At 70.4% G+C, this 18,506-nt stretch carries 18 protein-coding genes; 9 read left to right on the top strand and 9 right to left on the bottom strand.

What is annotated here, in order from left to right; translation table 11 throughout:
* Positions 1-49: 49 nt before the first annotated feature.
* Positions 50-859: a sulfite exporter TauE/SafE family protein gene (locus tag VFV21_RS01865; RefSeq protein WP_329667826.1), complete on the bottom strand. Its 810-nt coding sequence runs from the start codon at positions 857-859 to the stop codon at positions 50-52.
* A 43-nt stretch (positions 860-902) separates the two neighbouring features.
* On the opposite strand from VFV21_RS01865, the gene VFV21_RS01870 reads away from it, so the two are divergent.
* From VFV21_RS01870 to VFV21_RS01880, 3 genes are read left to right on the top strand one after another with little or no spacing between them, the layout of a single operon-like run.
* Positions 903-2,876: a lytic transglycosylase domain-containing protein gene (locus tag VFV21_RS01870; RefSeq protein ID WP_329667827.1), complete on the top strand. Its 1,974-nt coding sequence runs from the start codon at positions 903-905 to the stop codon at positions 2,874-2,876.
* Positions 2,873-3,814: a complex I NDUFA9 subunit family protein gene (locus VFV21_RS01875; protein WP_329667828.1), complete on the top strand. Its 942-nt coding sequence runs from the start codon at positions 2,873-2,875 to the stop codon at positions 3,812-3,814. The genes VFV21_RS01870 and VFV21_RS01875 overlap by 4 nt, the downstream gene beginning before the upstream one ends.
* A gap of 1 nt (position 3,815) precedes the next feature.
* Positions 3,816-5,042 (top strand): multifunctional CCA addition/repair protein, encoded by a 1,227-nt coding sequence (locus VFV21_RS01880; RefSeq protein WP_329667829.1) that lies wholly within the window; start codon positions 3,816-3,818, stop codon positions 5,040-5,042.
* A 36-nt stretch (positions 5,043-5,078) separates the two neighbouring features.
* On the opposite strand, the gene VFV21_RS01885 is transcribed toward VFV21_RS01880, so the two are convergent.
* Both VFV21_RS01885 and VFV21_RS01890 read right to left on the bottom strand, forming a co-directional pair.
* Positions 5,079-5,483 carry a VanZ family protein gene (locus tag VFV21_RS01885; protein WP_329667830.1) on the bottom strand — a complete coding sequence of 135 codons (405 nt, stop codon included), beginning with the start codon at positions 5,481-5,483 and terminating at the stop codon, positions 5,079-5,081.
* Positions 5,480-6,664 (bottom strand): class I SAM-dependent methyltransferase, encoded by a 1,185-nt coding sequence (locus VFV21_RS01890; RefSeq protein WP_034210153.1) that lies wholly within the window; start codon positions 6,662-6,664, stop codon positions 5,480-5,482. Before VFV21_RS01890 ends, VFV21_RS01885 begins: the two co-directional genes overlap by 4 nt.
* A 55-nt stretch (positions 6,665-6,719) precedes the next feature.
* On the opposite strand from VFV21_RS01890, the gene VFV21_RS01895 reads away from it, so the two are divergent.
* Together VFV21_RS01895 and VFV21_RS01900 are read left to right on the top strand one after the other, a co-directional pair.
* The gene (locus VFV21_RS01895; RefSeq protein WP_329667831.1) at positions 6,720-7,454 is read left to right on the top strand and encodes a pteridine reductase; all 735 of its coding nucleotides are present in this window, start codon (positions 6,720-6,722) and stop codon (positions 7,452-7,454) included.
* Positions 7,451-8,215, top strand: coding sequence for a murein L,D-transpeptidase family protein (locus VFV21_RS01900; protein ID WP_329667832.1), 765 nt, complete (start codon positions 7,451-7,453; stop codon positions 8,213-8,215). The genes VFV21_RS01895 and VFV21_RS01900 overlap by 4 nt, the downstream gene beginning before the upstream one ends.
* A gap of 25 nt (positions 8,216-8,240) precedes the next feature.
* Here the strand turns inward: VFV21_RS01900 and VFV21_RS01905 are convergent, their stop codons facing one another.
* The 4 genes from VFV21_RS01905 to tsaD form a co-directional block, all read right to left on the bottom strand.
* The gene (locus VFV21_RS01905) at positions 8,241-9,074 is read right to left on the bottom strand and encodes a DUF6159 family protein (RefSeq protein WP_034210156.1); all 834 of its coding nucleotides are present in this window, start codon (positions 9,072-9,074) and stop codon (positions 8,241-8,243) included.
* Between the two features lie 102 nt (positions 9,075-9,176).
* Positions 9,177-9,668: a 2-amino-4-hydroxy-6-hydroxymethyldihydropteridine diphosphokinase gene (gene folK / locus VFV21_RS01910; protein WP_329667833.1), complete on the bottom strand. Its 492-nt coding sequence runs from the start codon at positions 9,666-9,668 to the stop codon at positions 9,177-9,179.
* A complete protein-coding gene (folB, locus tag VFV21_RS01915) occupies positions 9,668-10,021 on the bottom strand; it encodes a dihydroneopterin aldolase (RefSeq protein ID WP_034210158.1) in 354 nt (117 codons plus the stop codon). Before folB ends, folK begins: the two co-directional genes overlap by 1 nt.
* A gap of 15 nt (positions 10,022-10,036) precedes the next feature.
* Complete coding sequence (tsaD, locus tag VFV21_RS01920) at positions 10,037-11,110, bottom strand: tRNA (adenosine(37)-N6)-threonylcarbamoyltransferase complex transferase subunit TsaD (protein ID WP_329667834.1); 1,074 nt, start codon at positions 11,108-11,110, stop codon at positions 10,037-10,039.
* Between the two features lie 136 nt (positions 11,111-11,246).
* Here tsaD and rpsU point away from each other — a divergent pair, with 136 nt between their 5' ends.
* From rpsU to VFV21_RS01940, 4 genes are all read left to right on the top strand, one after another.
* The gene (gene rpsU, locus VFV21_RS01925) at positions 11,247-11,462 is read left to right on the top strand and encodes a 30S ribosomal protein S21 (protein ID WP_002808376.1); all 216 of its coding nucleotides are present in this window, start codon (positions 11,247-11,249) and stop codon (positions 11,460-11,462) included.
* Between the two features lie 75 nt (positions 11,463-11,537).
* A complete protein-coding gene (locus tag VFV21_RS01930; protein WP_329667835.1) occupies positions 11,538-11,984 on the top strand; it encodes a GatB/YqeY domain-containing protein in 447 nt (148 codons plus the stop codon).
* A gap of 105 nt (positions 11,985-12,089) precedes the next feature.
* Positions 12,090-13,826, top strand: a complete 1,737-nt coding sequence (gene dnaG, locus VFV21_RS01935) for a DNA primase (RefSeq protein WP_329667836.1) — start codon at positions 12,090-12,092, stop codon at positions 13,824-13,826.
* Positions 13,827-14,114: 288 nt separating this feature from the next.
* Entirely contained in the window at positions 14,115-16,058 is a 1,944-nt protein-coding gene (locus tag VFV21_RS01940; protein WP_329667837.1) for a S9 family peptidase, read from the top strand.
* 327 nt (positions 16,059-16,385) lie between these two features.
* Here the strand turns inward: VFV21_RS01940 and cyoE are convergent, their stop codons facing one another.
* Both cyoE and VFV21_RS01950 read right to left on the bottom strand, forming a co-directional pair.
* On the bottom strand, positions 16,386-17,351 hold the full coding sequence (cyoE, locus tag VFV21_RS01945; RefSeq protein ID WP_329667838.1) for a heme o synthase: 966 nt from the start codon (positions 17,349-17,351) through the stop codon (positions 16,386-16,388).
* Positions 17,348-18,499 (bottom strand): COX15/CtaA family protein, encoded by a 1,152-nt coding sequence (locus VFV21_RS01950; protein ID WP_329667839.1) that lies wholly within the window; start codon positions 18,497-18,499, stop codon positions 17,348-17,350. The genes cyoE and VFV21_RS01950 overlap by 4 nt, the downstream gene beginning before the upstream one ends.
* Positions 18,500-18,506 lie beyond the last annotated feature (7 nt).

The raw sequence follows: 18,506 nt of genomic DNA on the forward strand, positions 1-18,506 counted from the left end.
AGTTTGTGACAGCCCAACAAGCCACGAAATCACTAACGTTGGTAGTGAATTAAACTCCCCCGCCGCCCGCGGCCAGGCTGGCCCCGACCACCGCCAGGAAGGCCGCGAACAGGCGCTTGAGGGCCTGCCCGCTGATGCGGTGCGCCAGCCGGGTGCCCAGCGGCGCCGTCAGCACCGAGGCCAGGGCCAGCGCGACGGCGGCGGGCAGGTACACGTAGCCCCAGCTGCCGGCCGGCAGCGCGCCGGGCGCCGGGCCATGCAGGGCGTAGCCGGCGGCGCTGGCGAGGGCAATGGCCACGCCGCAGGCGCTGGAGGTGCCGACCGCCCGGACCGGCCGCACGCCGCGCCAGACCAGCAGGGGCACGGTCATGCTGCCGCCGCCGATACCGACGAGGGCGGATATCGCACCGATCACGCCGCCAGCGGCTGAATAGCCCGGCCCGCGCGGCGCGTCCGGTCGCTCGGCCCGCGAGCGCGGCCAGTCCAGCACCAGCTGCGCCGCGGCCAGGAAGCAGTAGGCGGCGATGCCGGCCCGCAGCAGGCCCCCGTCGAGGCGCGTGGCCAGCAAGCTGCCCAGCCAGCCGCCCACCAGCACGCCGGGCACCAGCCAGGCCACGGTGGGCCACAGCACGCTGCCGCGGCGGTGGTGCGCCCGCGCCGAGGACAGGCCGGTCAGCACGATGCTCGCCAGCGCGGTGGCCAGGGCCACGTGCACCGCCAGCGCGGGCGGCACGCCCTGCGCCGGCAACAGCCACACCAGCGCCGCCACCAGCACCAGCCCGCCGCCGATGCCGAGCAGGCCCGCCAGCACGCCCGCGACCGCGCCCAGCGCGAGGTAGAGACCCCAGTCCAGGCTCATGCCGCCGCCGGGTAATCAGGCGCCATGGGCTAGACTCATCGGCATGTCGCTGCGATTTTTCATGATCTTCCTGCTGCTGGGCCTGCCCGCGACCGCACGGCCGCAGGCGGCGCCGGCCGACCTCTCGGCGCAGCGCCCGCTCATCGTCGGTGGTTTCCAGCTCGCCGAGCAAGGGCGCCTGAACGCCAGCGACGCCGCGCGCCTGGCCAGCCACCCGCTGCACGGCTGGGTCGAGGCCACGCTGTGGCGCAAGCGCATCGCCACCGCGGGCGCCGGCGACATCCGCACGGTGCTGGCGCGCCACGACGGCCAGCCCGCCGCCGACTGGCTGCGCGAAGCCTGGCTGGTCGAGCTGGCGCGGCGCAAGGAATGGACCACGTTCCGCGCCGACTACCGCCCGATGGCGACGGCCGAGCTGCGCTGCGCCGACCTGGCGGCGCGCCTGGCCACCGGTGCCTCGGATGCGGCCTGGGAAACCGAAGTCCAGGCGATGTGGCTCACCGGCAGCGGCCTGCCCGCCTACTGCGACGCCCCGTTCGCGGCCCTGCAGGCGCGCGGCAAGCTGGGCGAAGACTTGCGCTGGCAGCGCATCGAGCTGGCGCTGGCCGAGGGCCAGTCGGCGCTGGCGCGCTTCCTGGCGCGCAGCCTGTCGGCCAGCGCGGCGGCGCTCGCCAACAGCTATGCCGATTTCGTCGACGCGCCGCACGCCCGCACCGCGGCCTGGCCGCGCGATGCGCGCAGCCGCCGCATCGCCGCCGAGGGCCTGGCCCGGCTCGCACGCCGCGATCCCGAAGCTGCGCGCCAGCAGCTGGCCACGCTCGCGCCGGCGCTGGACCTGGATGAAGCGCAGCGCGGCAAGGTGCTCTACCAGGTCGCGCTGTGGACGGTGGCGTCCTACCTGCCCGGCTCGGCCGACCGCCTGGCCGAAGTGCCCGACAGCGCCTACGACGAACGCCTGCACGAATGGCGCGTGCGCGAGGCGATGAGCCGGCATGACACGGCCGCCGCGCTCGCCGCGCTTGAGCGCATGCCGGCGGTGCAGCGCGCCGATCCGCGCTGGCAATACTTCGAAGCGCGCCTGCGCGAGCGCAACAAGGAACGCGACCGCGCCCGCACGCTGTACGCGCAGGCCGCCAACACCGCCACCTTCCACGGCTTCCTCGCCGCCGACCGGCTGAAGCAGCCTTACGCACTGTGCCCGCTGGAGCCGTCGACCGACGCCGCATTGCGGCAGCGGGTGGCGGCGAACCCGGGCCTGGTGCGCGCGCTCGAGCTCTATCGCCTGGACCGCCTGGGCCTGGCGATCCGCGAGTGGGCCGCGCTGCTGCGCGGCCTCGGCGAGGCCGAGCGCTACGTCGCCATCGATTTCGCGGTCGATGCCGGCTGGCACGACCGCGGCGTGTTCACCATCGGCGAGGCGCCCGATGCGCTGCGCTACTACGGCCTGCGCTTCCCGCTGCCGCACGAGCGCACGATCCGCCGCGAGGCACGCAAGCACGCACTGGACCCGGCCTGGGTGGCGGCGCAGACGCGGGCCGAGAGTGCGTTCATGGCGCGGGCGCGTTCGCCGGCCAATGCGCGCGGGCTGATGCAGCTGCTGCCCACCACCGCCGACATGACCGCGAAACGCCAGGGCATTGCCTACCGCGGCGTGGACAGCCTGTACGACCCGGACATCAACATCATCCTGGGCACGGCCCACCTGCGTTTCGAGCTCGACCAGCAGCGGGGCCTGCCCTACCAGGCCATCGCCGCCTACAATGCCGGGCCCACGCCCGTGGCCCGCTGGAACCGCGACCGTCCCGGCTTCGAGCCCGATTTCTGGATCGAGACCGTGACCTACAAGGAAACCCGCGACTACGTGGCCCGGGTGCTGGCCTTCAGCGTCATCTACGATTGGCGCCTGGACGGCGACTCGGTGCCGGTGACCGAGCGCATGCTCGGCCGCACCGTCAACGCGGCATCCCGGCGCAAGTTCCATTGCCCCACCCCTTCGAGCGCACCGAGCACGCCATGATCCGTCAAAACATCGTCATCCTCGGGGGCACCGGCTTCGTCGGCCGGCACCTGGTGGCCCGCCTGGCCGCCGACGGCCACTCCGTCACGCTGCTGAGCCGCAACCTGGCCAGCCATCATGACCGGCTGCTTCCGCCCGGCGTGGTGCTGCGCGAGGTGGACGTCTACGACCCGACGGTGCTGCGCCAGGCCTTCACCGGCGCCGATGCGGTCATCAACCTGGTCGGCATCCTCAACGAGGCCGGCGACAGCGGCCGCGGCTTCCGCCGTGCGCACGTCGAGCTGACCAAGCTGGTGGTCGCGGCGATGCAGCTGGCCGGCACCCGCCGCCTGCTGCAGATGAGCTCGCTCAACGCCGGCCGTGGCCAGAGCCATTACCTGAAGTCGCGCGGCGAGGCCGAGGCGGCGGTGAAGGCCTCGGGCCTGGACTGGACGATCTTCGAGCCCTCGGTGATCTTCGGCCACGGCGACGGGCTGTTCTGCCGCTTCGCGCAGCTGCTCAAGCTGGCGCCGGTGCTGCCGCTGGCGCGCGCGGGCTGCAAGTTCGCGCCGGTGTACGTGGGCGACGTGGTCGAGGCCTTCGTGCGCGCGCTGGGCAACCGCCGCAGCATCGGCGAGGTCTACGAGCTGTACGGGCCGGAAGTGTTCACCATGGCCGAGATCGTGAAGATGACCGCGAAGGCGCGCGAGCTGACGCGCCTCGTGGTGCCGCTGCCCGACCTGCTGGGCCGGCTGCAGGGCTTCGTGTTCGATTTCGTGCCGGGCAAGCCGTTCTCGTCCGACAACTTCCGCTCGCTGGCCACCGATTCCGTCGGCGGCATCGATGGCCTGCACCGCCTGGGCATCGTGCCCACGCGCGTGGGCGCCAAGCTGCCCGAGATCCTGGGCCACTTCGACGACCGCCAGACGCGCTACGCGCGCTACCGCGCCGCGCGCTGACATGAAGGCCTACCGGGTCGGCGGCGCCGTGCGTGACCGGCTGCTGGGCCTGCCGGGCGGCGACCGCGACTGGGTGGTGGTGGGCTCGACGCCCGAGGAGATGGTACGCGCCGGCTTCCTGCCCGTGGGCAAGGACTTTCCGGTCTTCCTGCACCCGGCCACCAAGGAAGAACACGCGCTCGCCCGCACCGAGCGCAAGACCGCGCCGGGCTACCGTGGCTTCACTTTCCACGCCGATGCCTCGGTGACGCTCGAGGACGACCTGGCGCGGCGCGACTTCACCATCAACGCCATCGCCGAGGACGACGAGGGCGTGCTCACCGATCCGTTCGGCGGCCGCGCGGACATCGAGGCGCGCGTGCTGCGGCACGTTTCGCCCGCCTTTGCCGAGGATCCCGTGCGGATCCTGCGCGCCGCCCGCTTCCTGGCGCGCTTCGCGCCGCTGGGCTTCACGGTGGCGCCGGAAACGCTGGCGCTGATGCGCGGCATGGTGGCCGCGGGCGAAGTGGACCACCTCGTTCCCGAACGTGTCTGGCAGGAGCTGAAGAAGGCGCTGGAGATGCCGCGCCCCTCGGCCGCGATCGCGCTGCTGCGCGAATGCGGCGCGCTGGCGAAGCTGCTGCCGGAAGTGGACGCACTGTACGGCGTGCCGCAGCGCCCGGAGTACCACCCGGAAGTGGACACCGGCGTGCACGTGCAGATGGTGCTGGACATGGCGGCGCGGCTGGCGCCGGGCGACGCGCTGCTCGGTTTCTGCGCGCTCACCCACGACCTCGGCAAGGCGCTGACGCCGAAGGCCGAGCTGCCGAAACACATCGGCCATGAACACAGCGGCGTGCGGCCGCTGCGCGCGGTGTGCGCGCGCTACAAGGTGCCGACTGAATTCGCTGCCATGGCCGAGATCGTGTGCCGCGAGCACCTCAACGTGCACCGGCTGGCCGAACTGCGGCCCGAGACCGTGCACGACCTGATCGCACGCTGCGACGGCTTCCGCAAACCCGAGCGCATCCCGCTGCTGGCGCTGGCCTGCGAGGCCGACAAGCGCGGGCGGCTGGGGCGCGAGGAGGAGCCGTATCCGCCGGGCGCGCTGCTGCTACGGCTGCACGTGGCGGCACAGGCGATTTCGGCCGGGCACGCGGTGGCGAACGGGCTGCAGGGGCCGGCGGTGGGGGAGTGGTTGCGGAAGGCGCGCATTGCGGCGATCGAGAGCGAGAAGCATCGGGACTGAAGTCCCTCCCACACGCGGCTTCCTGTGGGAGGGACTTCAGTCCCGATGCCCTTCGCCCCGCAGCCTGACGTCCACCCAAGCCAAAAGATGCCGCCCCGGCGTCAACGCAAGCCCCAACCCCGCCAGCACCCCAAGCGCATTGGCCAGCATGTCGCGTCCATCCCCCTGCCGCGTCGTCGTCAGCGTCGCCTGCGCGAGTTCCAATCCCAGGCCCAGCAAAACCAGACCGCCGGCCGCGAGCAGGCACGCCCGCCAGCGCGGGAACAGCATCACCGCCCAGGCCATCAGCGTGAAGTAGGCGAGGAAATGGCCGAGCTTGTCCGAATCCGGCGGGCCGCCCAGTTCGATCGGCGGCAGCAGCGACAGCGCGATGCACAGCGTCCACCCGCCAAGCCAAACGCCCAGCCACAGGCGCGGCCGGTGCAGGTCGCGGCGGATCACAGCCGCCGGCTCAGGTCACCGCGGGCGAACAGCGGGCGGATCTCGGCGCCGCGCTGGAAGCCCATCACCTGGAAGCGCTCGCCCATTTCGCCCGGCAGCGTCAGTCGCTTCACTTCGTTGTGGCGGTGGTGGCGCTCGACCGCATCGCCGATGGCTTCGATGTCCGAGAGCCGCTCGGCCAGGCCGCAGTTGATCAGGAAGCTGGCCTGCGCGCAGTAGCCGGCGAAATCAAACCCGGCACCCACGCCCGCCTCGGCCAGCGCGGTGAAATCGACGAAGGCGGTGATGTCCTGCAGCCCCGGCAGGTGGAAGGGATCGCCGTGCGCGGTGTGGCGGTGGTGGCAGACCAGGGTGCCGTCGCTGCGTTCGGGCAGGTAGTACTCGTGGCGCGGGTAGCCGTAGTCCACGTACAGCATCACGCCGTCCTTGAGCAGGCCGCCAACGGCCTGGATCCAGTACGGCAGCTGCGGCAGCACTTCCGAGCGGTAGCCGTCGGCGAAGGGCTTGCCGATGTCGCGTTCGATGTGGCGCACGGCGGCGTGCAGCAGCGCATCGGCCGGCTGGTCGACGCGGATCAGCGCGCCTTCGGGCGACAGCGCCACGTGCTCCTCGAACACCTCGCCGCCGCGCACCACGAAACGCGGCGTCGGCAGCGCGTCCAGCACTTCGTTGGCGAACAGCACGCCGCGCCATTCCGCTTCCGGCGGGCCGTTGAGCCACTGCACGCGCGCGAAGACGTCGGCCGGCAAGGCCGCGCGCAACCGGTCGGCCTGCCGCTCGCGCAGGTCGGCGCTCGGCTCGAGGATGAGGTAGCGCGCCGGCAGCGCCCCGATGGCCTGCCAGCGCCGCAGCGCCGCCTCGGCAAAGGCACCGCTGCCGCCGCCGATCTCGAAGAAGTCCGCCTCGCCGCCGAGCTGCGCGAACACCTGCGCCGCCGCCTGCGCGATGCACTCGGCGAAGGTCGGACCCAGCTCGGGCGAGGTGACGAAATCGCCCTCGGCGCCGAACTTGCGGCTGCCGGCGCTGTAGTAGCCCAGGCCCGGCGCGTACAGCGCCAGCTCCATGTAGCGGGCGAACGAAATGACGCCGCCGCTGGCCTGGATCTGGCCGCGGATCAGGGAGAGCAGCTGCTCGCTGTGGGCGAGGGCGGCCGCGTCGGGGGCGGGGGCTTGCCGGGTCATGATGGAATCTTCAGGTGCCTGCGCGCAGGATACCGGCAAATCCACGGAGCCCCGCATGACCGCCCCCGTTGCCCTGATCACCGGCGCCGCCAAACGCGTGGGCGCCTGCATCGCCCGCCGCCTGCATGCCGCCGGCTACGACCTCGCCCTGCACCACCGCGCCTCCGCGGCGGACATGCACGCGCTGGTCGCCGCACTCGAGGCCGCGCGCCCCGGCAGCACGCTCGTGCTGTCCTGCGAACTGGCTGACGACGATGCCCTGCCCGGCCTGGTCGCCGACACCGTGGCGCGCTTCGGCCGGCTCGACGCGCTGGTCAACAACGCCAGCGCTTTCTACCCGACGCCGGTGGGCCGCGCGACGGGCGCGCAGTGGGACGAGTTGTTCGCGTCCAACGCGCGCGGACCGTTCTTCCTGGCCCAGGCCGCGGCGCCGCACCTGCGCGCGACCGGCGGCGCGATCGTGAACCTCGGCGACATCTACGGCGAGCGCCCGCTCAAGAACCACACGATTTACTGCATGGCCAAGGCCGCCAACCTGATGCTGACGCAATCCCTGGCGAAAGAGCTCGGCCCCGAAGTGCGCGTCAACGCCGTCGCCCCCGGTGCCGTGATGTGGCCGGCCGAGGGCAAGCCCGAACACGAGAAGGCGGCGATGCTCGCCAGCACCGCCTTGAAACGCGCCGGCGACGCCGATGACGTCGCCGAAGCCGTCCGCTGGCTGCTGCAGGACGCCCGCTACACCACGGGCCAGGTGATCCGCGTGGACGGCGGCCGGAGCCTTAACCTTTGAAGCATCCGTGGCTCGCGCTGGCCGGCCTGGGCCTGCTGGGGGCCTTTGCCCTGCTCTGGCCGGTGACCGGGCGCACGGTGCTGGGCACGGTCGAGGCCAGAGTCGGCGGCGGCGGCGATCGCGCGGCCGGTGCCGCCGCGCGCGTGCGTCCCGGCCTCGAACGCGACCTCGCCGCCTCGTCACTGCGGTTTGGCGCGCCGGTATTCATCCGGATCTTCAAGGCCGAGAGCGAACTGGAAGTCTGGGTCGCGGACGGCGCGCGCTACCGGTTGTTCCGGCGCTATCCGGTTTGCGCGTGGTCGGGCGCACTGGGACCCAAGCTGCGGCAGGGCGACGGCCAGTCGCCGGAAGGCTTCTACCGGGTCACGCGCGGCCAGCTCAATCCGCGCAGCCAGTACCACCTGTCGTTCAACCTGGGCTACCCCAACGCCCACGACCGGTCGCACGGCCGCACCGGGGATTTCCTGATGGTGCACGGCAGCTGTGTCTCGATCGGCTGCTATGCCATGGGCGACGACGGCATCGAGGAGATCTACACGCTGGTCTCGGCCGCGCTGGATGGCGGCGAGCCCGCCGTGCCGGTCCACATCTTCCCGTTCCGGTTCGCCGACCGCGCCGAAGCGGGTTGGCGCGACGAACCCTGGGCGGATTTCTGGCGCAACCTGCGCGAGGGCCACGATGCTTTCGAACGCAGCGGCCGGCCACCGCGGATCGGCGTTGCCGCGCGACGCTACGTGGTTACCGAGGCGACCGCCCCCTAGGCCGGCGCGTCGGGGGCGTCGTGGCTTACTTGGGCCGGAAGGCGGCCTGCAGCTGGTCGCCGGCGAAGCCTTGCGGGGCCTGGCCGTCGACGGCGTAGCGGTAAACGGCGGCGGAATAGACGCCGGACAGCGCCGCCTGGATGACGGCGACGCTGGCGACGGCGATCACGGCCAGCACGACGGCGACCAGGGCCAGCTTGCCGCCGCCGAGGGCCGCGGCGCCGATCACCATCGCGATGGACACGATCACCACCGCCGTGGTCAGCAGGCCGAACGCGAGGCCGATGCCGACGTTGCCGGCCACGTTCTCGCCCCAGGTGCGCTTGAGCAGGGTCATCGACTCTTTCACCGCGTCGATCGGGCCGACGTCGCGGGTGACCAGGATCGGCACCACCAGGAAGGTGCCGACGGTCCAGGCCATGCCCAGCAGGCCGATCAGGATCTTGCCGAAGGCGCCGGCGCGTTCGCTGGCGGCCTTGAGCAGCAGGCCCACGGTGGCGGCGATGGCGGCGTAGCCCAGGATCACGCCCAGTTTGCTGCGCGCGATGCGCAGGCCGTCGGCCACCGTCGGGTCGCCGCCTTCGAGGCGGATCATCGCGGCGCCGACCAGGGCCGTGTTGAAGAAGAAGATCACGAAGTACTGGCAGAGGTAGAACAGGAAGCCCACCACCGCGCCCAGCGGACCGATCTCGCCGCCTTCGAACAGGCGCAGCCCGATCACCGGCACCGCGAACGAGGCCGCGACCAGCAGGGTGGCGATGCCCGAGATCACCGGGAACAGCAGCAGCTCCTTGTCGGAGCGCAGCACGGCGGCGCTGGCCTTGACCAGGGTCCAGCTGCGGGCGAGTCGGTCGAACATGGCGGTGGCCTCCGTGGGGACGCCAGCAAATGAACCTGGTTCATTTGCTGGCTGGGATGGCGGTGATTATGGACCGGCGACGCCTTCACGCAAGGCCGGAAGTCACCCCAGGGCGAGCGCGTCCACCGCCGGCGGCGCGGCCGCGTCGGGATGCGCGGCCCACAGCGCGGCCAGCGTCGCCTCGCCGCCCGGCACCACGTAGCCCGGCGACAGGTCGGCCAGCGGCTTGAGGACGAAGGCGTGCTTCAACTCGGGCCGCGGCAGCTCGAGGTTGCCAGGGCCCTTCAGCACGAGGTCGTCGTAGAACACGATGTCGATGTCGAGCGTGCGGCTGGAGAACCGCGGCACGTCGCGGCGCCGGCCCTGCCGGTCCTCCAGCGCATGCAGCCAGTCGTTGAGCGCGAACGGGTCGAGGTCGCTCTCGATCACGGCGGCGGCGTTGAGGAAATCCGGGCCGTCGAAGCCTACCGCCGGCGTGCGGTACACCGGCGAGAAGCGCACCGCGCCGAAGCGTTCGCGCAGGGCGTCGGCCGCGGCCAGCAGGTTCGCCTCGGCGTCCTGGTTGCTGCCCAGGCTCAGCCAGGCGGTGCCCATCAGGCCTGGCCGCGCTCGATGATCACGCCCACGGCCTTGGAGCCGCGCACGGCGCCGGGCTTGCTCAGCTTCAGGCGCACGTGCCTGACGCCGAACTCGCCGGTGATGATCGCGGCGCAGCGCTCGGCCAGGGTTTCCACCAGCCCGAAATCAGACTCGGACACGAACTGGATCAGGCGCTTGCTGACGGCCTTGTAGTCCAGCGTGTGCTCGATGTTGTCGGTGGCGGCGGGCACGGTGTTGTCGAACGCCATCTCGATGTCGAGCACCACCGGCTGGCGGATCTTGCGCTCCCAGTCGTAGATGCCGATCACGCACTCGATCTCGAGCGCTTCGATGAAGACCTTGTCCATGCCTCGCAACCTCTCCTAAAGGGGCGGCAAGCTTGCCATGTCCCAGCGTGGCGTCACGGTGACGGCCGGGGCCTCGTGCTGGCCGGCCTGCAGCCGCAGCGCGCCGGCGAAGGCGATCATGGCGCCGTTGTCGGTGCAGAAGGCCGGCCGCGGGAAGCAAACGCGCCCTGTAGGAGGGCCTTCAGGCCCGAAGCCCTTCGCGAAAAGCTTCGGGCCTGAAGGCCCTCCTACAGGCCCAGCCATAAGGGCTTGCAGGCGGGCGCGCAGGCGCACGTTGGCACCGACGCCGCCGGCCACCACCAGGGTGCGGGCGCCGGTCTGCTTCAGGGCGCGCTCGCACTTGACGGCCAGGGTCTCGACCACCGCATCCTCGAAGCCGCGGGCGATGTCGGCGCGGGTCTGCGGGGACTGGTCCGAGGCCTGCCAGGCCAGCAGCACCTGGGTCTTGAGGCCGGAGAAGCTGAAGTCGAGGCCGGGCCGGTCGGTCATCGGCCGGGAGAACTTGAACAGGCCGGGGCGGCCCGATTCGGCCAGCCGGGCCAGCTCCGGGCCGCCCGGGTACGGCAGGCCCATGAGCTTGGCGGTCTTGTCGAAGGCCTCGCCGGCGGCGTCGTCCAGGGTCTCGCCCAGCAGCCGGTAGGCGCCGATGGCGGCCACTTCGACCAGCTGGGTGTGGCCGCCCGAGACCAGCAGGGCCACGAAGGGCGGCTTCAGCCCGGGGTCCTCGAGCATCGGGGCCAGCAGGTGGCCTTCCATGTGGTGCACGCCCACGGCGGGCAGGTCGAGCGCCCAGGCCAGGGCCCGGCCGGCGGCGGCGCCCACCATCAATGCGCCCACCAGGCCCGGGCCGGCCGTGTAGGCCACCCCGTCCAGGTCTTCGACGCCCAGCCCGGCCTCGGCCAGGGTCTGGCGGACCAGGGGCAGCAGCTTGCGGACGTGGTCGCGGCTGGCCAGCTCGGGCACCACCCCGCCGTACTCGGCGTGCAGTTCGACCTGGCTGTAGAGGGCGTGCGCGAGCAGGCCGCGCTCGGTGTCGTACACCGCCACGCCGGTTTCATCGCAGCTGGTTTCGATGCCCAGGACGCGCATGTGCCTGTTTCTTGGGGGTAAACCGCGGGATTCAAGGATTTCCCGGGATTCAGGCTTGCCTGCGGCCCCGGGGCCCGCGTATCATACGCGGCTCGCCGGCCGTGCCGGGCGAAATCCACGTATCCAGGAATTCCACATGCCGTCTGTCAAAGTCCGCGAAAACGAGCCGTTTGAGTTTGCGCTGCGTCGCTTCAAGCGCACCTGCGAGAAGGCCGGCGTCCTCGCCGAGACCCGCAAGCGCGAGTTCTACGAGAAGCCGACCCAGGAGCGCAAGCGCAAGGCCGCCGCCGCGGTGAAGCGCCAGCTGCGCCGCAGCTCGCGCGACGTCACCAAGCGCCAGCGCCTGTACTGAGCCGCTGTGCCCTCCAAGAAGCCGGCGCGCGCAAGCGTTGCCGGCTTTTTGTGTTTCTGATCCCCGGAGAAAACCATGAGCATGAAAGCCCAGCTGGTTGAAGACATGAAGGCCGCGATGAAGTCGGGCGAGAAGGATCGCTTGGGCGTCATCCGCCTGATCAACGCCGCGATCAAGCAGAAGGAAGTGGACGAGCGGGTCGAGATGACCGACGCGCTGGTGCTGGCCGTGCTGGAAAAGATGGTCAAGCAGCGCAAGGACTCGATCAGCCAGTACGACGCCGCCGGCCGCGACGACCTCGCCGCGATCGAGCGCTACGAGCTCGGCGTGCTCGAGGCCTACCTGCCCGCCAAGATGGACGAAGCCGCCATCCAGGCCGCCATCGACGCCGCGAAGGCCGAGACCGGCGCCACCGGCCCGGCCGACATGGGCAAGCTGATGGGCGTGCTCAAGCCCAAGCTCGCGGGCCAGGCCGACATGGGCCTGGTGTCGCAGCTGGTCAAGAAAGCCCTCGCGGGCTGACCGGCCCTCTGTGGGAGGGACTTCAGTCCCGATGCTGTTCGCCGAGAAGCATCGGGACTGAAGTCCCTCCCACAGGGTGGCTGCCCGCATGGCATCCTGACGGCCATGGCCCGACTGCCCGACGCGTTCATCGACGACCTGCTGGCGCGCACCGATATCGTCGAGGTGATCGGCACGCGCGTGCCGCTCAAGCGCCAGGGCCGCGAATACTCCGCGCGCTGCCCGTTCCACGACGAGCGCTCGCCGTCGTTCACGGTGTCGCCGACCAAGCAGTTCTACCACTGCTTCGGCTGCGGCGCGCACGGCACCGCGATCAGCTTCCTGATGAACTACGACCGCCTCGAGTTCCTCGACGCGGTGGAAGAACTCGCCAAGCGCGCCGGCATCGAGGTGCCGCGCGACACGCGCCAGGCGCACCAGGGCAACGAGTCGCGCGAGCTGTACGCGGCGCTCGAGGCCGCGGCGAAATTCTTCGTGCAGCAGCTGGCCGGAAGCACGAAGGCACGCGATTACCTGGCCCGGCGCGGCGTCGACGCCGAGAACCAGGCGCGCTTCGGCATCGGCTACGCGCCGGACGGCTTCAACGGCCTGAAGGATGCGCTGGGCACCGACGAGCGCCGGCTGAACCTGCTCGACAAGACCGGCATGCTCTCGCGCAGCGACAGCGGCCGCGTGTACGACAAGTTCCGCGACCGCGTGATGTTCCCGATCCACGACCGCCGCGGCCGCGTGATCGCCTTCGGTGGCCGCGTGCTGGACAAGGACGACGGCCCGAAGTACCTCAACTCGCCCGAGACCGCCCTCTTCCACAAGGGCCGCGAACTCTACGGCCTGTGGCAGGTGCGGCAGGCGCATTCGAAGATCCCGAAGCTCGTCGTCGTCGAGGGCTACATGGACGTGGTGGCGCTGTTCCAGTTCGGCGTGAACACCGCCGTGGCCACGCTGGGCACCGCGACAACGCCCGACCACGCCGAGCTGCTGTTCCGCAACGCCGCCGACGTCTACTTCTGCTTCGACGGCGACCGCGCCGGCCGCGGCGCCGCGTGGAAGGCGCTCGAATCGGTGCTGCCGCGCATGCGCGACGGGCGCCAGGCCTTCTTCCTGTTCCTGCCCGACGGCGAGGACCCGGACACCATCGTGCGCAAGGAAGGCGCGGCCGGCTTCGACGCGCGCCTGGCGCAGGCCACGCCGCTGTCCGAGTTCTTCTACGCCGAACTGTCGAAGGACGTGAACCTGGCCGGCATGGAGGGCAAGGCGCGGCTGGCCGAGCGCGCCAAGCCGCTGCTGGCCGGCATTCCCGACGGCGCGTTCCGCGATCTGATGCAGCAGCGCCTGACCGAGCTCACCGGCGTGGGCCAGCGCACCGCTGCCGCGCCCGCACCGCAGCCGACGCCTTCGATGCGCGGCCGCGGCGGCGCGCCCGCGCCGAAGCGCAGCCTGGTGCGCCTCGCGATCTCGCTGTTGCTCCAGAAGCCATCCTTGGCGTCAGCACTTGAGCCTCCGTACTTGTTTGGCGTCCTGCGGCAGCCCGGCATTCCACTTCTGATGGAAGTGCTTGAGCTAGCTCGCGAACGTCCAGGCATTAGCACCGGCGCGCTGCTCGAGCATTTCAATGGCCGGGAGGAAGCTGCGCCGCTGCAGAAGTTGGCACTGGCCAGCGAACCTGGAACCGACAGCGAGCTTCTGGAGGTTTTCGTCGGCGCAATCCGACAGCTCAACGACCAGACAAAGCTCCAGCGGCGCGATGAACTCAACGAAAAGGAGAGTCGCGAGGGCTTGAGCGCGGAAGAGCAGCGCGAGCGTTGGAGCCTCGTCATGGAGATCAAGTCAATCAAGGGCTGAGCCATGGGGCCAGCCGGTCCGGCCTTTGATCTCGCTCCGGTGTGCGACTGGCGTTGGGGGCGACGTCGCACGCACACAGGGGTCTTCCGAAGTGGAGGCAGGAGCCGGAACGGCCGACATCGGTGGTCAGGACGACGCTTCCGAGTCGGGCGGAAGACCCCTGTGTGTGGGCGGCGGCGCTGCCGTGATGACGCGGTGTGGCGCGCTTCGGGACTGAAGTCCCTCCTACAGGGAGCGGGGTTGGCGGTATGCTCGGGCTTCTTTCCAAAGCCCGGGGGGGCCGTACACATGCGCTTCACACCTTTGATTTTGTCGCTGGCGCTGGTCGCGCCCGTCTTCGCCGCCACGCCGCCGGCGGTGGTGCGCGAGGACGTCGGCAACCGCGTCAGCGAGAACGTGCCGGCCGTGCCGGCCGAACTCGTCGAGCGCCTGAGCCGCTACCAGAACACGCGCGGCGCCAGCTTCAACGGCTGGCTGCCCGACGGCAGCCTCGTCATCAGCACGCGCTTCGGCGAGACCAACCAGGCGCACCGCGTGCGCATGCCGATGGGCGCGCGCGAACAGCTGACCTTCTACCCGGAGCCGCTCAGCGCGATCAGCCCGGCGCCCGGCAAGAACGGCTTCGTGTTCGGCAAGGACGTGGGCGGCTCCGAGTTCTGGCAGCTGCACTGGTTCGACCTCGACACCCGCGCGGTGACGATGCTCACCGACGGCAAGCGCAGCCAGAACTCCGCCCCGCTGTGGTCGGACGACGGCAAGCAGCTGGCCTGGTCCAGCACCGCCCGCAACGGCACCGACTACGACCTGTGGATCCGCGACATGGCCACCGGCGAGTCGCGCATGGTGCTGAGCGAAGGCGGCCTGTGGAACGCCACCGGCTTCTCGCCCGACGGCGGCAAGCTGCTGGTGTCGCGCTACGTCTCGATCAACGAGGCCTACCCGGGCGAACTCGACCTGGCCACCGGCAAGCTCGAGATGTTCCCGGTGGACGGCGGCCGCGCGGCGTTCGGCGGCTTCCAGTACGCCCCGGACGGCAAGGGCGTGTACTTCATCTCCGACGAAGAGCGCCAGTTCCGCACCCTGCGCTTCCACGACCCCGAGAGTGGCCGCACCGAGCTGCTCAGCGGCAACATCCCGTGGGACGTCGAGGGCTTCGACATCAGCGCCGACGGCAAGCACCTCGCCTTCTCCACCAACGAGGACGGCATCGGCAAGCTGCACGTCATCACCCTGCCCGGCCACCAGCCGGTGGCGCTGCCGGAACTGCCGGTCGGCGTGATCGGCAGCTTCGGCTTCTCGCCCGACGGCCAGCGCCTGGCGGTGACGCTCAACAGCGCCACCTCGCCCAGCGACGTGCACGTGGTCGAGCTCGGCAGCCAGCGCCTGGTGCAGTGGACCGCCAGCGAAGTCGGTGGCCTGGACGTGGCCAAGTTCCGCGCGCCGACGCTGGTGCGCTACGAGACCTTCGACCAGGTGGACGGCAAGCCGCGCACCATCCCGGCCTTCTACTACCGCCCGGCGGGCGACGGCCCGTTCCCGGTGGTGATCAGCATCCACGGCGGCCCGGAGGCGCAGTCGCTGCCGAGCTTCAACCCGACCGTGCAGTTCATGCTCGAGGAGCTGAAGGTGGCGGTGCTGGTGCCGAACGTGCGCGGCTCGGCCGGCTACGGCAAGGACTACCTGCAGCTCGACAACGGCATGCTGCGCGAGGACTCGGTCAAGGACATCGGCGCGCTGCTGGACTGGATCGCGAAGCAGCCCGAGCTTGACGCCAACCGCGTCGGCGTCTCCGGCGGCAGCTACGGCGGCTACATGGTGCTGGCCAGCATGACCCACTACAACGAGCGCATCCGCGCCGGCATCGACGTGGTGGGCATCTCCGACTTCGGCACCTTCCTCGCCAACACCGAGAGCTACCGCCGCGACCTGCGCCGGGCCGAATACGGCGACGAGCGCATCCCGGAGATGAAGGCCTTCCACGACCGCATCGCGCCGCTCAACAACGCGCACAAGATCACCCGCCCGCTGTTCGTGGCCCAGGGCCTGAACGACCCGCGGGTGCCGTGGACGGAAGCCGAGCAGATCGTGAAGGCGGTCCGCGGCAACGGCGGCGACGTCTGGTACCTGCTCTACAAGGACGAGGGCCACGGTTTCCGCAAGAAGACGAACTCGGACTACTTCGGCGCCGCCAGCGTCCTCTTCTGGCAACAACACCTCATCAACGCCAAGTAACCTTGCGTAGGCGGGGTTCGTTTTTTGCCACGGATGAACACAGATAAACACAGATAGGAACGGGCAAGAACGGATGGCGCTTAGTTGATCGGGGTCTCCGCCTGCCCGGCCCGATCAATGGTCTCCTGAGAAAAGGCTCCGAAGGGAGCCAACAAAAAAGGGGTCAGAGTGATTATTCGTCGAGACGAATAATCACTCTGACCCCTTTTTCATGCTTGTCGCCAGAACGACGGGCTCGCCGCAACCCATCCATACCGCTTTTTCCCTACCCGCATTTATGCGCTTCTATCTGTGTTCATCTGTGTTCATCCGTGGCAAAAAAACCACTCACACACGGGCGGGAATGAACTCCAAGGCCGGGAGGTCAACCGCGGTAGCCGGCGGCAGGAGCCAGTGGTCGGCGAGGAGGAAGGCGAAGAGGGCCATCAGGTAGACGATGGAGTAGTTGAAGACCTTCATCGCGTAGAGCTCGCCGGGCGGGTTGAGCAGGCGGATGGCGTAGTAGAGGAAGACGCCGCCGAGCACCAGCGCGCCGCCGAGGTAGAAGACGCCGGTCATCTTCGTTGCCCAGGGCAACACCGTCACCGCCAGCAGCAGCACCGTGTAGAACAGGATCTGCCAGCGCGTGTAGGTGACGCCATAGACCACCGGCAGCATCGGGATCAGCGCCTTGGCGTAGTCGTCGCGGCGGAAGATCGCCAGCGCCCAGAAATGCGGCGGGGTCCAGACGTAGATGACCAGGACCAGCAGCAGCGCGTGGTCGTAGTGCAGCGGCGCGCCGGCCAGGCCGAGGAAGGCCGTGCCCGCGGGCCAGCCCTTTACCGCGGCCCAGCCCAGCAGCGGCGGCGCCGCGCCGGCGAGGCCGCCGATGACGATGTTCTGCGGCGTGGCGCGCTTCAGGTAGCCCGTATAGACGATGGCGTAGCCGATCAGCGAGGCGAAGGTCAGCGCCGCGGTGAATGCATTCACGCGCCAGGCCAGCAGCACCATCGACAGCACGCCCAGCGCGACCGCGAAGGCCAGCACCTGCATCGGCCGCAGCGAGCCGGTGGCCAGCGGGCGGTGCTGGGTGCGGGCCATCAGCACGTCGATGCGCTGGTCGAGCAGGTGGTTGATCGCCGCCGCGGACGATGCCGCCAGCCAGATGCCGACCGCGCCGAGCACGATCCGCTCCCAGGGCCAGGCCTCGCCCGGCTCGATCGCGAGGAACATGCCGATGATCGCGGTGAACACGATCAGCGCGACCACGCGCGGCTTGGTCAGCTCCCAGTAGGCGGCGAAGGGCGTGCTCACTCCGGTGCCCGCAGCCGGGCCAGCAGGCCTACGACGGTGAACAGCAGCAGCGCCGCACCGGCGTTGTGCGCGGTGGCGACCCACAGCGGCAGGCCCAGCACCACGTTGCTGATGCCCAGCGCGACCTGCGCCGACAGCAGTACCAGCAGCACCGCGCCCCAGAACACCAGGCCCGGCGTGCGCAGCATGCGGAGGCCGACCACCAGCAGGTGGCCCACCACCAACAGCGCCATGATGCGGTGGCTCATCTGGATGGCCACGCGCGCGGCGCCGTCGAGCACGCCGCCTTCGTAATCGACGCCGATGCCGCGCCAGAGCACGAAGCCCTCGCGGTAATCCTGCTCCGGCCACCACTGGCCCAGGCAGGTCGGGAAATCGGTGCCGCAGGCCAGCGCGGCGTAGTTGGCGCTGGTCCAGCCGCCGAGCGCGATCTGCACCACCAGCAGGACCAGGCCGATCCACAGCAGGCGGCGCAGGCGCGGCGCCTCGGCCAGCACCAGCGCGCTGCCGGGCGTGGTCTTGAACGCCAGCCAGGTCAGCATCGACAGCGTGAGCAGGCCGCCGAGCAGATGGGCCATCACGATCACCGGCTTCACCAGCCAGATCACCGTCCACATGCCGAGCACGGCCTGGAAGATGATCACGCCGAGCAGCAGGCTGGAGAAGCGCGCGGCGTCGGCGTTCGAGCCGCGCCACGCGTGCGCGACCAGGATCAGTTCGGCCACGATGAACAAGGCCACCGAAAGCATGTGGTTGCCTTCGAACTGGCCCTCGACGCCCATGTAGACCGGGATCGACAGCGCCACCAGCGCGGCCGCGGCCAGTACGCTGGCGACGCCGTGGCGATAGCGGCGCGCACCCAGCAGGGCCAGCACCAGCACGAACACGCCCAGCAGCGCGGCGATGTGGCGGTGGAACTGCTCGCGCCAGGCCTTGCTGACTTCGACGGCGCGCTCGTAGCTTTCATTCGCGCTGGCGATCTCGTGGTCGAGCGTGGGCCAGGTGGCCTTGCCGTAGCAGGTGGGCCAGTCCGGGCAGCTCAGGCCGGCGTTGGAGAGGCGGACGAAGCCGCCGAACACGATCACGCACAGGGCCAGCAGCACGGCGGCCCAGGCGAGGCGGTGGTAGTGGCGATGGGGGCTGTTCATGGGTTTC

Source organism: Arenimonas sp. (genome assembly GCF_036275555.1).
Lineage (GTDB): Bacteria > Pseudomonadota > Gammaproteobacteria > Xanthomonadales > Xanthomonadaceae > Arenimonas.

Bases quoted from the DNA above. Each gene is read 5' to 3' on its own strand.
- rpsU (WP_002808376.1), top strand. From the start codon at position 11,247: ATGCCGTCTGTCAAAGTCCGCGAAAACGAGCCGTTTGAGTTTGCGCTG.
- VFV21_RS01890 (WP_034210153.1), bottom strand. From the start codon at position 6,664: ATGACCCGGCAAGCCCCCGCCCCCGACGCGGCCGCCCTCGCCCACAGC.
- VFV21_RS01930 (WP_329667835.1), top strand. From the start codon at position 11,538: ATGAGCATGAAAGCCCAGCTGGTTGAAGACATGAAGGCCGCGATGAAG.
- VFV21_RS01880 (WP_329667829.1), top strand. From the start codon at position 3,816: ATGAAGGCCTACCGGGTCGGCGGCGCCGTGCGTGACCGGCTGCTGGGC.
- VFV21_RS01870 (WP_329667827.1), top strand. From the start codon at position 903: ATGTCGCTGCGATTTTTCATGATCTTCCTGCTGCTGGGCCTGCCCGCG.
- folB (WP_034210158.1), bottom strand. From the start codon at position 10,021: ATGGACAAGGTCTTCATCGAAGCGCTCGAGATCGAGTGCGTGATCGGC.
- VFV21_RS01875 (WP_329667828.1), top strand. From the start codon at position 2,873: ATGATCCGTCAAAACATCGTCATCCTCGGGGGCACCGGCTTCGTCGGC.
- tsaD (WP_329667834.1), bottom strand. From the start codon at position 11,110: ATGCGCGTCCTGGGCATCGAAACCAGCTGCGATGAAACCGGCGTGGCG.
- VFV21_RS01950 (WP_329667839.1), bottom strand. From the start codon at position 18,499: ATGAACAGCCCCCATCGCCACTACCACCGCCTCGCCTGGGCCGCCGTG.
- VFV21_RS01940 (WP_329667837.1), top strand. From the start codon at position 14,115: ATGCGCTTCACACCTTTGATTTTGTCGCTGGCGCTGGTCGCGCCCGTC.
- VFV21_RS01895 (WP_329667831.1), top strand. From the start codon at position 6,720: ATGACCGCCCCCGTTGCCCTGATCACCGGCGCCGCCAAACGCGTGGGC.
- VFV21_RS01865 (WP_329667826.1), bottom strand. From the start codon at position 859: ATGAGCCTGGACTGGGGTCTCTACCTCGCGCTGGGCGCGGTCGCGGGC.
- VFV21_RS01905 (WP_034210156.1), bottom strand. From the start codon at position 9,074: ATGTTCGACCGACTCGCCCGCAGCTGGACCCTGGTCAAGGCCAGCGCC.
- dnaG (WP_329667836.1), top strand. From the start codon at position 12,090: ATGGCCCGACTGCCCGACGCGTTCATCGACGACCTGCTGGCGCGCACC.
- folK (WP_329667833.1), bottom strand. From the start codon at position 9,668: ATGGGCACCGCCTGGCTGAGCCTGGGCAGCAACCAGGACGCCGAGGCG.